Consider the following 14,481-nt stretch of genomic DNA (forward strand, 5'->3'; position numbering starts at 1 on the left):
CCGTACACCGGCGTGCGGCCCCCGTTGCCGTACGCGCCCGCGGTCAGCCCTCGCGGGTCTCGCGGCCCCCGCGGCCGTCCCGGCCCTCGCGGACGGACAGCAGGTCCTCCAGCTGCTCCTCGCGGTCCTGCGCGGCCACGAACAACAGCTCGTCGCCGGCCTCCAGGGAGTCGTCGGGGGAGGGGGCCATCACGCGCGTGCCGCGGATGATCGTGACCAGGGAGGTGTCCTGCGGCCACTGGACGTCCCCGACCCGGGTGCCGGCGAACGCCGACTCCGGCGGCAGCGTCAGCTCCACCAGGTTGGCGTCGCCGTGGCTGAAGCGCAGCAGCCGGACCAGGTCGCCGACGCTCACCGCCTCCTCGACCAGCGCCGACATCAGGCGCGGTGTGGAGACCGCCACGTCGACGCCCCAGGACTCGTTGAAGAGCCACTCGTTCTTCGGGTTGTTGACCCGGGCGACGACCCGCGGCACCCCGTACTCGGTCTTGGCGAGCAGCGAGACGACGAGGTTCACCTTGTCGTCTCCGGTCGCGGCGATGACCACGTTGCAGCGTTGCAACGCCGCCTCGTCGAGCGAGGTGATCTCGCAGGCGTCCGCGAGCAGCCACTCGGCCATCGGCACCCGCTCCACCGAGATGGCGGTCGGCGCCTTGTCGACGAGCAGCACCTCGTGCCCGTTCTCGAGCAGCTCACCGGCGATGGACCGGCCGACCGCGCCGGCTCCGGCAATGGCGACGCGCATCAGCGACCACCCTCCTCAGGGCCCTCGGCGAACGCCGCCTCGACCTTCTCGACGTCTTCCTGCCGCATCATCACGTGCACGAGGTCGCCCTCCTGGAGCACCGTCTGCGACGTCGGCAGCATGGCCTCGCCCAGACGGGTGAGGAAGGCGACGCGGACGCCGGTCTCCTCCTGCAGGACGCTGATCCGCTGGCCGACCCACGCCGTCGAGGTGTGCACCTCGGCGAGCTGGACCGCGCCGCTCGGGTCGCGCCACAGCGGCTCCGCGCCGGACGGCAGGAGCCTGCGCAGCATCTGGTCGGCGGTCCAGCGGACCGTGGCGACCGTGGGGATGCCCAGGCGCTGGTAGACCTCGGCGCGCCGGGGGTCGTAGATGCGGGCGGCGACGTTCTCGATGCCGAACATCTCGCGGGCCACGCGGGCGGCGATGATGTTGGAGTTGTCGCCGCTGCTCACCGCGGCGAACGCGCCGGCGTCCTCGATCCCCGCCTCGCGCAGGGTGTCCTGGTCGAACCCGACCCCGTTGACCCGGCGGCCGCCGAAGCCGGAGCCCAGCCGGCGGAACGACTTGGGGTCCTGGTCGATCACCGCGACCGTGTGCCCCTGCTGCTCCAGGGTCTGCGCGAGGGCGGAACCCACCCGCCCGCAGCCCATGATGACGACGTGCATCGCCTCGTTACCCCGCGTTCCTGGTCGTCCCGCTGACCTGCACCGACACTCTGTTCACTGCCCTGCTCACTGCTTTCCGTACCGCTGACGTCGCCGCTGCCGGGCGGGGGCGCCCGAATACGTGCTCGGGACCACCGTAGCCCGAGGGGCCGATGGGGGGCGGGCCGACCCCGAGCGGGCGCGCGAACGACGCACGGCGGTCCCGAGTTGCCGGAGGGCCGTCAAGAATTCGTCAAAGATGCGCACGCCGGACGCGGCGCCCGCAGCGGGCCCGAACGCGCGACTGGGCCGTTCGGGCCCCCCGCAGGCCCCTTCGAGGCGCGGGTCGTGCGGCGCCGGGGCCCTTGGACAGCGCTTACGATCCCTGCGTGTCCAAACTGACCGACGTGCCCAAACGCATCCTTATCGGGCGGGCGCTGCGCAGCGACCGGCTGGGAGAAACGCTCCTGCCGAAGCGCGTCGCGCTCCCCGTCTTCGCCTCCGACCCGCTGTCGTCGGTGGCGTACGCACCGGGCGAGGTGCTCCTCGTCCTGTCGATCGCGGGGCTGTCGGCGTACCACTTCAGCCCCTGGATCGCGCTTGCGGTCGTGGTGCTGATGTTCACCGTCGTCGCCTCCTACCGGCAGAACGTCCGCGCGTACCCGAGCGGCGGCGGCGACTACGAGGTGGCGAACGTCAACCTCGGCCCGCGGGCCGGCCTCACCGTCGCCAGCGCGCTGCTCGTCGACTACGTGCTCACCGTCGCCGTGTCGATCTCCGCGGGCATCGAGAACCTGGGCTCGGCGGTCCCGTTCGTGGTCGAGCACAAGGTGGCCTGCGCGGTCGCGGTGATCGTGCTGCTGACGATGATGAACCTGCGGGGCGTCAAGGAGTCGGGCACGCTCTTCGCCATCCCGACGTACGTCTTCGTCGTCGGCGTCTTCCTCATGATCGCCTGGGGCGGCTTCCGCTACCTGACCGGGGACACGCTCACCGCGCCGACCGCCGACTTCGAGATCAAGCCCGAGCACCAGGGGCTCGCCGGCTTCGCGCTGGTCTTCCTGCTGCTGCGCGCCTTCTCCTCCGGCTGCGCGGCGCTCACCGGCGTCGAGGCGATCAGCAACGGCGTGCCCGCCTTCCGCAAGCCCAAGTCGAAGAACGCGGCCACCACGCTCGCCCTGATGGGCGGCCTGGCCGTCACCATGTTCTGCGGCATCATCCTGCTCGCCCTGGCCTCCGACGTGCGGATGGCGGAGTTCCCCGCCAAGGACCTGCTGCGCGACGGGGTGCCCGTCGGCAGCGGCTACGTCCAGGACCCGGTGATCTCGCAGGTCGCGGCGGCCGTCTTCGGCGACGGCACCTTCCTGTTCGTCGTGCTCGCCGCGGCCACCGCGCTCGTGCTGTTCCTGGCGGCGAACACCGCGTACAACGGCTTCCCGCTGCTCGGCTCGATCCTCGCGCAGGACCGCTACCTGCCCCGCCAGCTGCACACCCGCGGCGACCGCCTCGCGTTCTCCAACGGCATCGTGCTGCTCGCGGGCGCGGCGGCGCTGCTCGTCGTGGTCTACGCAGCCGACTCCACCCGGCTGATCCAGCTCTACATCGTCGGCGTCTTCGTCTCCTTCACGCTCAGCCAGACCGGCATGGTGCGGCACTGGAACCGCCTCCTGCGCACCGAGAAGTCCGCCGCGGTCCGCGGCCGGATGAAGCGCTCGCGGGCGATCAACACCTTCGGCGCGTTCCTGACCGGCAGCGTCCTGGTCATCGTGCTCGCCACGAAGTTCACCCACGGCGCGTGGGTGGCCCTGCTCGGCATGGTCATCTTCTACGTGACGATGAGCGCGATCCGCCGCCACTACGACAAGGTCGCGGAGGAGATCCAGGCCCCGGACGCCCCGGACGCCGACATGGTCCGCCCCTCGCGCGTCCACTCCATCGTGCTGGTCTCCAAGGTGCACCGGCCCACCCTGCGGGCCCTGGAGTACGCCAAGCTGATGCGCTCCGACACCCTGGAGGCGCTCACCATCGGCGTCGACCCCGCCGAGACCAAGGCGCTGCGCGCCGAGTGGGACCGGCGGCGGATCTCCGTCCCGCTCAAGACGCTCGACTCGCCCTACCGGGAGATCACCCGCCCGGTCATCGAGTACGTGAAGTCGCTGCGGCGCGAGAGCCCGCGCGACGTGGTCAGTGTGTACATCCCGGAGTACGTCGTCGGGCACTGGTACGAGCACCTGCTGCACAACCAGAGCGCGCTGCGGCTGAAGGGGCGGCTGCTGTTCACGCCGGGGGTGATGGTGACCTCCGTGCCGTACCAGCTGGTGTCGTCCGAGGCGGCGAAGAAGCGGGCGAAGCGGCGGGCGAACTGGAGCGCGCCGGGTTCGGTGCGGCGGGGGCCGGTGGACACCCGGCCGCAGCGGTCGAAGGAGCCGTCGTCGCGGGAGGGGTGAGGGGTGCGGGGGTGCTCGGGTTCGTGGGGGGCGTGGGATCGGGCGCGGGTCGGCTCGGCGCGGGTCGGCCCGGCGCGGGCTCGGCCTCCGGTCCGCCGGGTGCAAGCGGGCTCGGTCTCCGGTTCGCCTGGTGCGGGCGGGGCGGGTCGTCGCGGCGGGGGCCGTAGACTGGACGGCTGTTGTCCCGTGACGGCGGCCCGCGGGCCGCCGCCCGCCGCCCGTCGGCGCACCCTTTCCCGCACCCTTTCCCGCAGCACGTTGATCGCATCGCCGTTTGGAGCCGTCCCACCATGCAGGTAGAACCGAAGAAGTCGCTGGTGGGGCAGGAGTACGAGGTCGAGGTCGGCCCCGTCGCCCACGGCGGGCACTGCATCGCCCGCACCGACGAGGGCCGCGTCCTGTTCGTGCGGCACGCGCTGCCGGGCGAGCGCGTGGTCGCCCGGGTCACCGAGGGCGACGAGGACTCCCGCTTCCTGCGCGCCGACGCCGTCACCGTCCTCGACCCGTCGAAGGACCGCATCGAGGCGCCCTGCCCGTTCGCCGGCCCCGGCCGCTGCGGCGGCTGCGACTGGCAGCACGCCAAGCCGGGCGCGCAACGGCGGCTCAAGGCCGACGTGATCGCCGAGCAGCTCCAGCGGCTCGCCGGGCTGACCCCCGAGGAGGCGGGCTGGGACGGCACCGTCGTCCCCGCCGAGGGCGACAAGCTGCCGGCCGGCGAGGTGCCCGCCTGGCGCACCCGGATGCACTACGCCGTCGACGCCGAGGGCCACGCGGGCCTGCGCCGGCACCGCTCGCACGACGTCGAGCGGATCGACCGCTGCCTGATCGCCGCGCCGGGCGTCAGCGAGCTGGGCGTCGAGGCGCGCGACTGGACCGGCATGGAGAGCGTCGAGGCGATCGCCGCGACCGGCTCCGCGGACCGGCAGGTCGTCCTCACGCCCCGGCCGGGCGCGCGCCTGCCGATCGTCGAGCTCGACAAGCCCGTCTCCGTGCTGCGCATCGGCGAGCGGGACAAGGCCGTCCACCGCGTGCACGGCCGCGACTTCGTGCGCGAGCGGGCCCGCGACAAGACCTGGCGGGTCGGCGGCGGCGGCTTCTGGCAGATCCACCCGCAGGCCGCGAGCACCCTCGTCCTCGCCGTCATGCAGGGCCTGATGCCGCGCAAGGGCGAGATGGCCCTCGACCTCTACTGCGGCGTCGGCCTCTTCGCCGGCGAGCTGGCCGAGCGGGTCGGCGAGACCGGCGCGGTGCTCGGCATCGAGACCGGCAAGCGCGCGGTCGAGGACGCGCGCCACAACCTCGCGGGGTTCCCCCGCGTCCGAGTCGAGCAGGGCAAGGTCGAGCAGGTCCTGCCGCGCACCCGCATCACCGAGGCCGACATCATCGTCCTCGACCCGCCCCGGGCGGGCGCCGGCCGCCAGACCGTCGCCCACCTCGCCACCCTCGGCGCCCGCCGCATCGCCTACGTCGCCTGCGACCCCGCCGCGCTCGCGCGCGACCTGGGGTACTTCCGCGAGGGCGGCTACAAGGTGCGGACGCTGCGGGCGTTCGACCTGTTCCCGATGACCCACCACGTGGAGTGCGTGGCGATCCTGGAGCCGGCTTCGAAGGGGGCGTGAGCGGGGAGTCCCGGGGGTGACCGGACCGGACTGCGCGGAGGTCGACCGCCCGGCCCGGCCCGCACCCCGGACCGGGCGAACCGGCTGGGCGCCTACCGGCCCGCGCCAGGGCTGCCGTAGCCGGCCGGGTCGCGGCCGCCGCGTCGCCGCCCGGTCAGGTGGCGACGCGACGCAGGGCGAGCAGGGTCGCGTCGTCGGTGCGGTGCGGGCCGTCCAGGCGGGTGACGAGGCGTTCGGTGTAGTCCTGGAGCCCGCCGTGGCCGGGGCGGGGTGCGGCCTCCTGGACGCACGCCTCCGCCGCGCGCAGGAAGCGGCGGACGTCGTCGTCGGGGTCGCCGCCGCGGCGCTCGGTCAGGCCGTCGGAGTACATGAGGACGATGTCGCCGTCCTCGAGCTGCGACGCGGTGGCCGGGTAGGGGACGTCGCTCATGACGCCGAGCGTGAGCCCGGAGCCGCCGTCGGCCGGCGGCATCGTGCGGGCGGTGCCGTCGCGGACGAGGACGGGGAGCGGATGCCCGGCGCTGGTCCAGCGGAGCACCCCCCGGTCCGGGTGGTAGCGGGCGATGATCGCGGTGGCCGTGGACTCGTCGCCGTCCGCGCAGGCCACCTCGTTGAGCCAGTGCGTCAGCTGCTCCACGGGCTCGTGGGTGTAGGCCAGGCCCGCGAGGGCGTAGCGGAGCTTGGCCATCAGGGTGGCCGCATCCAGACCGTGCCCGCGTGCGTCGCCGAGCGCGACGAGGAGCCGGCCGTCGGGCAGCTTGCGGGCCTTGTACCAGTCGCCGCCCACCCCGGCCTCGCGGGCGTCCGGCCGGTACACGGCCGCGGTCTCCAGGCCGTAGCGGTCGAGCCCGTCGTGGAAGTGCGGCAGCACCGCCTCGCGCAGGGCGTCGGCGATCTCGGCGACGGTCTCGGTACGCTCCCGCTCGCGCCGGGCCGCGCGCTCAGCCCGGTCGGCGGCCTCCCGGCGCATCCGGTCCGTCGTGACGTCGACGAGGACGGCCCGCAGCGCCCACACCAGGCTGCTGGGCGCGATCCGCACGGGTTCGGCGACCATACGGAAGACGCGCTCCCCCCGGTCACGGAACCGCAGCTCGCACTCGGTGGCGCGTTTGCGCAGGACGACGTCGTACAGCAGCCGGTAGTAGGCGGGCAGGCTCTCCTGGGTGGCCGTCGCGGCGAGGTCGTACAGGCCGGGCACCGGTGCGTCGTGCGCCAGGCCGAGCACCTCGCGGAAGCCGTGGGACGGCTGGACGCCGTCGTCGCCCAGGTTCCACTCCGCCCAGCAGACCCGGACCAGCCGCTGCGCCGCGGTCGCCATCCGGATCCGGTTGCCGGGTTCCCAGGTGAGCAGGTAGTGCTCCCCGCAGGGGGCGATGCGCACCTCGTCGTTGATCCGTACCGGCCCTGAAGGGGTGCTGACCATCCACTGCACGGTCTCGGGCCCCTGGGGGGTGCCGTCGCGGGCGGCGTCGGTCAGCATCCGCGGAATCGCCGTGACCGCGAGGTTCGGATGGCGCTCGAACAGGGAGACGGGGCCGGTCCACGGCGGCATGACGTCCGGCGGCAGCCGCGCGGCGAGGCCCTCGCGGGCCCTGGCGTTCCGGGTCAGGTAGGTCACGTCCCGGAGGGTGCCGTCCCCCGCGAAGACGGGGGCGAGGAGCAGGGCCCCCATCGGCAGGGCTTCGAGCACGGTCTGCCCGAGGCCGGGCCCGTCATCGAGGGGAGCGGGGCCGGTCGGGGCGGGCGTGTGGCGGGGGGTGTGCCAGTGGCGCCGCGCGTAGGAGGCGATGCGCCGGTTCTGGGAGTCCAGCATCTCGCCGATCGCCTGCAGGTCCAGGCGGGAGCGCGCGTCGTCCGTGCTCGGGGTGGAGTGCGGTGCCATGGCGGACCTTCCCGGTGCGGAGCGACGCGACGGGTGCCCGGCCGCCGTACCCGTGACTCCAGCTTCCAGGTGGTCGCGCGGTGCCCGCCAGTCGGCGGGGTCCGACCGGCGGCGGCCGTCGCACCGCGGCACGGCGGGGTCGGCCGGATCGGCGGGGGTCCGGGCGGTGGTGGGCATGCGCTCCTCCTCGGTCGGTGCTGCCCCGGGCGAACGGGGCCGGGCCGGCGTGATGCCCGCACCGGGCGCGGCGAACCGGGACGAAGGTCCCGTGCACGGGGCCCTCCGTCCGCGGCGGGTCGTCCCGCACGGCGCGCGCGACCGCCCACTGCCGTCCGGGCGCCGTGGGGCGCACGGCCAGCGGACGACGCCGTCGTCGTGGAGCAGGCCGGCCGGGCGTCGCCGATCCCGTGCGGTCGGCCGCGGACTTCTGACGGCGGGCCTGCGGCCGCCGATCGCGGTCCGTGCGCGGCACCCCGTCGCCACACCTCCCGGTGGCAGGGGTCGGCGCGGCGGGCCCTCGTTCGGGCCCGTCACGTGGGGTCCTCGGCGACGGCGGGGTCCGTGCCAACGGCGGAGGAGGGGCGCGGGACGGCGGCGGCCGGGGCGTACTGGGCGGCCTGGGCGGCGAACATGGCGGCGTAGCGGCCGTTGAGGGCGACGAGTTCGTCGTGGGTGCCCTGTTCGGTGAGGCGGCCGCGGTGCAGGACGTGGATGCGGTCGGCGTGGCGGACGCCGGACATGCGGTGGGTGACGAGGACGACGGCCCGGTGGGGTGCGGCGAGGCGGCGGATGCGGTCGAAGGCCTCGATCTCGGCCTCCGGGTCGAGCGCGGAGGTCGGCTCGTCGACGATGAGGACGCTGTCGGCGGTCGAGGTCGTGCTGCGCCAGTGGGTGCGGGCGAGGCCGATCTTCTGCCACTCGCCGCCGGATATCTCCACCGCGCCGCGGAACACCCGGGCCAGGAGGGTCTGCAGGCCGTGCGGGAGCCGGGCGACGAGCGGGGCGGCGCTCGCGTACTCGACCGAGGGCGCGAGGTCCTCGGGTGAGGCGGGACGGTGCGGGCGGCCCAGGCGGATGTTCATCGCGGCGGTCACGGGCCAGCGCTGGAAGTCCTGCGTGAGGAGCGAGACCCGCTCGCCGACCTGCGCGCGGTCGAGGTCGCGGAGGTCCGCGTCGCCCCAGTGCAGGGTGCCGGCCTGGGGCAGGAGCAGCCCGGAGAGGATCTTCATCAGGGTGCTCTTGCCGGAGCCGTTCTCCCCGACCACCGCGGTGACCGACCCCATCGGCAGGGTCAGCGACACCTCCTGGAGGGCCGGGGTGTCCCGGTCCGGGTACCGGTAGGTGACGGCGTCGAGGACGACCGCCTTCACCTGCGCGGGCACCGGGTCGCCGCCCTCGGGGATGGTCCGCCCGGCGGCCTCGGCCAGGAACCGTCCGTGGTCGCGCACGTAGAGCGACTCCTCGTGCAGCTGGTTGACGTTCATCACCAGCGCGCCCAGGCTCGCCGAGCCGGTCCGCACGGCGATCACCGCCGTTCCCGCGACGGCGAGGCTCATCTCGCCCGCCAGGATCAGCCCGAACATCGCCCCGTACGTCGCGGTCAGCGCGAGCCCGGACAGCGCGGAGGCGACCCACTCGGTGAGCGCCTTGCTGGAGGCCAGCCGCTCCTGCTCGGCCTCGGCGCTCTCCGCCATCCGCTCGTAGCGGCCCAGCAGGAAGCTCCCGACGGCGTGCAGGCGGACCTCCTGCGCGGCGGTGCGCTCGGTGAGGAGGTTCCCGATCAGCCGGCTCGCCCGCACGTGCTCGATCCAGCTCATCACCGACACGTACCGCTCCTGCGCCACCCGCATGGCGCCCCAGCCGCGCGGCGCGGCGATGAGGAACAGCATCGGCAGGAGGACGGGGTCGAGCACGGCCAGCACGCTGGCGGTGGTGACCAGCGAGATCAGCCCGTTGACGGCGGCGACGCACGTGCCGATCATCCGGCGGGCGGAGTCGGGCCCGTGCTGGGCTACGTCGACGAGCCGCCGGAAGTCGGGGTCGTCGATCGCCTCCAGTTCGACGCGGGACGCCGCGGCGAGGTACTGGGTGGTCGCGATCCGCTCGACCTTCGGCTCCAGCCGGCCCGCGCGGGACGTGGACCACGCCGCCAGCGCGGAGTTGACGACGCCGACCGCGGCCGCGAGCAGCAGCGCGGGCACCAGGGCGTGCAGCCGCTGCTCGACGCTGCCGCCGCCGGCCAGCAGCGCGTGCATCACCGCGTTGACCGCGATCAGCCCGACCGCGGCGGCCAGTCCCTGCCCGATCTCGGCGGCCCCCACCGCGAGCAGCGCCCGCCGGTCGGCCTGCCACGCGATGCGCAGCGTCCCGCCGACGAGCCCCGGCATCGAGCGCAGCGCGGAGCGCATCGTCAGCTCCAGGCCCGCGTGCTCGTGCGCCGACCACCCCATGTCGTAGCGCAGCGGGCCGCCGAACAGCTCGCGCTCCGCGTCCGAGACCTGCGGGTCGGCCATCCGCACCCGCCCGAAGAACCGCTTCACCGCGCACCTCCCGCCCCGCCGGGTGCCGTGCTCCCCGGCCGTGTCGACGCGACGGCCCCGCCCGCCGGCACCTGCGCACCGGACCATCGTGGGGGCTCGCGCCGCGGTCGGGCAGAGCGCGTTTCCGGCCGCCCGGACCGCACGGATGTCGCCACCTGGGGCCGTTCCGCACGGCGCGGACCGGTCCTGAGGCGGTCGAAGGCGGTGCCGCGGGAAAACGGCCTAGGATCCCGGGCATGGCCCTGACCGTGAGTGACGTCGACCGGTTCGAAACTGCCCGGCCCCGGTTGGAGGCCATCGCCTACCGGCTGCTCGGCTCGGCGAGTGAGGCGGAGGACGCCGTGCAGGAGACGTTCCTGCGCTGGCAGGCGGCCGACGTCGGGCGGATCGAGGTGCCCGAGGCCTGGCTGACGAAGGTCCTCACCAACTTCTGCCTCAACCAGCTCACTTCGGCACGTGCCCGGCGTGAGACGTACGTGGGGAGGTGGCTCCCCGAGCCGCTGCTCGCCGGGGACCCGATGCTCGGCCCGGCCGAGACCGCCGAGCAGCGCGAGTCGGTGTCGTACGCCGTCCTCGTCCTGCTGGAGCGCCTGTCGCCGGGCGAGCGGGCGGTGTACGTGCTGCGTGAGGCCTTCGCCTACCCGCACCGGGAGATCGCCGGGATCCTGGGCATCACCGAGGCCGCCAGCCAGCAGACGTTCCACCGGGCCAGGAAGCACGTCGCGGACGGCAAGGCGCGCACCGGGATCGACGAGGCCGCCGCCCGGAGGATCGTCGAGGAGTTCCTGGCCGCCGCGACCAGCGGCCGTACCGAACCCCTCGTACGCCTGCTCACCCAGGACGCCGTCTCGGTGGGCGACGGCGGCGGCAAGGTCCCGGCTCGCGCGAAGGCGTTCGAGGGCGCGCTCGCGGTCGCCACGTTCCTGCGCGGCCTGTTCAAACCCGGCGACGCCAAGCGGGCCCACGTCGGCGGGGCTCCCGACATCTACGCCACGACCGCCAACGGCGGGCCCGCCGTGGTGGCGGTCGTGGACGGCCGGGTCGTCGCGATCACCTGTCTGGAGGTCACCGCGGAGGGCATCGCCGCGGTCCGCAGCCAGGTCAACCCCGACAAGCTCGTCCGCGCGACCGGGCAGTGGGCCGCAGCGGACCGGGGAGGCGCGCTCTACACCCTCTGACCCGATGTGACGCGCATCACGTCCTACTCCTGTCAGGAAGCGCCGGGCTGCCCGGTTCAAGAGGCGAAACCGCGCAGGACAGCGGAGGAACCCCCGCAGACAGGAGCAGGCCCATGCAGCACCGCATCGTCGTCCTCGGAGCCGGCTACACCGGAGCCTCCGCCGCCGGCCGCCTCGCCCGGCGGCTGCACCGCGCGGACGTCGCCATCACCCTCGTCAACCCCGAGCCCGACTTCGTCGAGCGCGTCCGACTGCACCAGATCGCGGCCGGCCAGGACCTCACGCCCCGGCCGTTCGGCGGGATGTTCGCGGGAACGGGCGTGGAACTGAAGCTCGCGAAGGTCACCGCCGTGGACGTGGACCGCAAGACGGTGACGGTCACCGCCGCGAACGACTCCCGGCAGGGGGAACTGCCGTACGACACCCTGGTCTACGCCCTCGGCAGCGGCTGGAGCGACGGAGGCGTCCCCGGCGTCGCCGAGCACGCCCACGACGTCGCCGGCCGCCCCGGCGCCCTCCGCCTCCGCGACCGCCTGGCCGCCCTGGACGCCGGCCGGCCCGTGGTCGTGGTCGGCGGCGGTCTGACCGGCCTGGAGGCCGCGACCGAGATCGCCGAGGCCCGCCCGGACCTCGACGTCGCCCTGGCCGTCCGCGGAGCCCTCGGCGACTGGCTCTCGGAGAAGGGCCGCGGCCACCTGCGGAAAGTGGTGCACCGGCTCGGCATCACGGTCCACGAGCACACGGCGGTCACCGCCGTGGAGGCGGACGGCGTGACGACGGCCGACGGCCGGACCGTCCCCGCCGAGGTCACGGTCTGGACCACCGGCTTCGCCGTTCACCCGATCGCCCGGGCCACCGCCCTGGAGACCACCGACCGCGGCCAGATCGTGGTCGACGGCACGATGCGCTCGGTCTCCCACCCGGACGTGTACGCCGTGGGCGACGCGGCGACGGCGATCGGCCCGAACGGGAAGCCCCTCCGGATGTCCTGCGCCTCGGGTGTCCCCATGGCCTGGCAGGCCGCCGACGCCGTCGCCGCCCGGCTCGCCGGCGCCAAGGTCCCCCGCGTCCCCATCCGCTACTTCCAGCAGTGCGTCTCCCTCGGCCGCAAGGACGGTCTGATCCAGTTCGTCACCGCCGATGACCGGGCGAAGGACAGCGCCCTTACGGGCCGCGCGGCCGCCGTCTACAAGGAGCTGATCTGCAAGGGCGCGGCCTGGGGCGTCGCCAACCCGACCATGGGCATGCCGTCCCGGCGCCGGCGTGCCGTACCGCAGGAGACCCGGAGCCGTGTACGGGGGAAGGCGGCGGCCTGACCTCGTCATCGCCGGACTGCCGCCGTCAACCGACGTGGTGGACACCGCGGTTGACACCGACGCGCGCGGCGATCGCCGCGACGACGGGCCGCGGGCTCCTCCTCGTCGCCGCGCTCGCGAAGGAGTGGGGTGTGACGGCCCCGCGGCCGGGCGTCGTCGCGAAGACCGTCCGGGCGGAGATCGACCTCACGCCGCCCGCGCGCCACGGCTGTCGACCCGCCGTGGGAGCGCCGGCAGCTCCTTCCGGTCCCGGGCGCTGACGTCGGAACCGTCCCGGGGACGACTCCGGGGGAGGCCGAGCGGGTCGCGCCGACGCGGCGGGGGTGCGTCAGCTCTGTGGTGCGGTGCCGCCGCCCGCCTGGTCGGTGTTCCCCGCCGCGTTCGTCTTCTCGCGCATCTTGCGGAGCAGCTCCGCCTTGCGGTCGGCGGCGTTCTGCCGGTCGAGGTTGCGGTGCGGGCCGTTGTTCTGCCGTTCGGCGCGGGACAGCTTCTTGCGCTGGCCGCCGCCCTGGCCCACGGGGTTGTTGATGTTCTTGCTGTCGGTCACGGGATCTCCCGGTCGTGAGGTGAGCTGCGGATTCGTCGGTGGCGGACGGGTGGCGACGTCGAGGGACGTCAGCGGGCCCGCCACGCACTCACTCGTGAACCGGCGTCTGGAAGGACAGGGCATTTTACCCGGTTCCGCCGGCTCTCCGAGCGCCGGCCGGGCGGAGGCGGCGCCCTCGCATGCTGCGGGTCGTCACCCCGCCGGGCGGTGCACCAGCGCGTCCGGGGTGAGGTCCGCCAGGGTGGGGTAGCCGTCGACAGCCATGGTGAGGTCGAGTTCGGCGAGGAGGGAGCGCAGGACGTGGACGATGCCGTCCTCGCCGGCGAGGGCGGCGCCGTAGGCGTACGGGCGGCCGATGCCGACGGCGGTGGCGCCGAGGGCGAGGGCCTTGGCGGCGTCGGCGCCGGAGCGGACGCCGGAGTCGAAGAGGACGGGGAGGCCGTCGGCGGCGTCGACGACGGCGGGGAGGGCTTCGAGGGTGGTGAGGCCGCCGTTGGCCTGGCGGCCGCCGTGGTTGGAGCAGTAGATGCCGTCCACGCCGCCGTCCTTGGCGCGGCGGACGTCCTCGGGGTGGCAGATGCCCTTGAGGACCAGCGGCAGGTCGGTCAGCGAGCGGAGCCAGGGCAGGTCGTCCCAGGTGAGCGGGTTGCCGAAGACGCCCGCCCAGGTGCGGACGACGTCGTCGGGGCCGCCGCCGCCGACCAGTTCGCGGAAGCGCGGGTCGGAGGTGTAGTTGGCGAGGCAGTGTCCGCGCAGCTGGGGGAAGTTGGAGGTGGACAGGTCGCGGGGGCGCCAGCCGGTGATCCAGGTGTCGAGGGTGACGACGATGCCCTTGAAACCGGCCGCCTCGGCGCGGTGGACGAGGGAGGCGGCGAGGTCGCGGTCGGTGGGCGTGTACAGCTGGAAGAAGCCGGGTGTCTCCCCGGACGCGGCGGCCACGTCCTCCAGCGGATCGACCGACAGCGTCGAGGCCACCATCGGCACGCCGGTCCGCGCGGCGGCGCGTGCGGTGGCGAGGTCCCCGTGGCCGTCGGGCGCGCACAGGCCGATGACGCCGACCGGGGCCATGAAGAGGGGCGAGGGAAGCGTCAGCCCGAACAGGTCCACGCCGAGGTCGCGTTCGGTCGCGCCGACCATCATCCGCGGGATCAGCCCGTACCGCTCGAAGACCCGGGCGTTCGCCCGCTGCGTGTACTCGTCGCCCGCGCCCCCGGCCACGTACGACCACAGCGAGGGGCCCAGCGCGTGCTCGGCCCGCTCCTCCCAGCCGGCGAAGTCCATCGGCAGGGTGGGGGTGACCCCGACCAACCCGTTGAGGTAGATCTCCAGTTGGTAGTCGCCGTACTTCGGGCTCATGCGGGTGCCTTTCCTCGGGGTGCGGGCGGGGTGCCCGGCGCGGAGCACACGCTCGCACCTCCACGCGCCTCCGTCACCGGTTGCTGCGCGAATGATCGGAACCCGCCGTCCGCCGCTGCGGGCAGCGCGGCGCGGCCGTGCTGGGTTCCGGCCGCAGACGGTGGGCCCCGGGGATTCGGGGGGTGCGGGGCTGCCGCCCCGCAC

The 14,481-nt window shown here is 74.3% G+C and carries 10 protein-coding genes; 4 read left to right on the forward strand and 6 right to left on the reverse strand.

Going from position 1 to position 14,481, the window contains the following annotated elements; all coding sequences use genetic code 11:
• Nucleotides 1-43 precede the first annotated feature (43 nt).
• Together ACFWEG_RS24130 and ACFWEG_RS24135 are read right to left on the reverse strand one after the other, a co-directional pair.
• A complete protein-coding gene (locus ACFWEG_RS24130; RefSeq protein WP_387218798.1) occupies nt 44-745 on the reverse strand; it encodes a potassium channel family protein in 702 nt (233 codons plus the stop codon).
• Nucleotides 745-1,413, reverse strand: coding sequence for a potassium channel family protein (locus tag ACFWEG_RS24135; protein ID WP_387218801.1), 669 nt, complete (start codon nt 1,411-1,413; stop codon nt 745-747). The genes ACFWEG_RS24130 and ACFWEG_RS24135 overlap by 1 nt, the downstream gene beginning before the upstream one ends.
• 368 nt (nt 1,414-1,781) lie before the next feature.
• On the opposite strand from ACFWEG_RS24135, the gene ACFWEG_RS24140 reads away from it, so the two are divergent.
• Nucleotides 1,782-3,839 carry an APC family permease gene (locus ACFWEG_RS24140; protein ID WP_387218804.1) on the forward strand — a complete coding sequence of 686 codons (2,058 nt, stop codon included), beginning with the start codon at nt 1,782-1,784 and terminating at the stop codon, nt 3,837-3,839.
• Nucleotides 3,840-4,129: 290 nt separating this feature from the next.
• Complete coding sequence (locus tag ACFWEG_RS24145; RefSeq protein WP_387218807.1) at nt 4,130-5,458, forward strand: class I SAM-dependent RNA methyltransferase; 1,329 nt, start codon at nt 4,130-4,132, stop codon at nt 5,456-5,458.
• Nucleotides 5,459-5,612: 154 nt separating this feature from the next.
• On the opposite strand, the gene ACFWEG_RS24150 is transcribed toward ACFWEG_RS24145, so the two are convergent.
• Nucleotides 5,613-7,517, reverse strand: a complete 1,905-nt coding sequence (locus tag ACFWEG_RS24150) for a SpoIIE family protein phosphatase (protein ID WP_387218810.1) — start codon at nt 7,515-7,517, stop codon at nt 5,613-5,615.
• A gap of 353 nt (nt 7,518-7,870) precedes the next feature.
• Complete coding sequence (locus tag ACFWEG_RS24155) at nt 7,871-9,880, reverse strand: ATP-binding cassette domain-containing protein (protein ID WP_387218813.1); 2,010 nt, start codon at nt 9,878-9,880, stop codon at nt 7,871-7,873.
• 236 nt (nt 9,881-10,116) lie between these two features.
• Here ACFWEG_RS24155 and sigJ point away from each other — a divergent pair, with 236 nt between their 5' ends.
• On the forward strand, nt 10,117-11,058 hold the full coding sequence (gene sigJ, locus ACFWEG_RS24160; protein WP_387218816.1) for an RNA polymerase sigma factor SigJ: 942 nt from the start codon (nt 10,117-10,119) through the stop codon (nt 11,056-11,058).
• A 113-nt stretch (nt 11,059-11,171) separates the two neighbouring features.
• Complete coding sequence (locus ACFWEG_RS24165; RefSeq protein WP_387218818.1) at nt 11,172-12,374, forward strand: NAD(P)/FAD-dependent oxidoreductase; 1,203 nt, start codon at nt 11,172-11,174, stop codon at nt 12,372-12,374.
• 328 nt (nt 12,375-12,702) lie between these two features.
• Here ACFWEG_RS24165 and ACFWEG_RS24170 read toward each other — a convergent pair whose 3' ends face one another.
• Both ACFWEG_RS24170 and ACFWEG_RS24175 read right to left on the reverse strand, forming a co-directional pair.
• Nucleotides 12,703-12,921: a DUF6243 family protein gene (locus tag ACFWEG_RS24170; protein WP_387218821.1), complete on the reverse strand. Its 219-nt coding sequence runs from the start codon at nt 12,919-12,921 to the stop codon at nt 12,703-12,705.
• Between the two features lie 192 nt (nt 12,922-13,113).
• Nucleotides 13,114-14,277, reverse strand: a complete 1,164-nt coding sequence (locus ACFWEG_RS24175; protein ID WP_387218824.1) for an alpha-hydroxy-acid oxidizing protein — start codon at nt 14,275-14,277, stop codon at nt 13,114-13,116.
• Between the last annotated feature and the right edge of the window lie 204 nt (nt 14,278-14,481).

Source organism: Streptomyces sp. NPDC060194 (genome assembly GCF_042728285.1).
Taxonomy (GTDB): Bacteria; Actinomycetota; Actinomycetes; order Streptomycetales; family Streptomycetaceae; genus Streptomyces.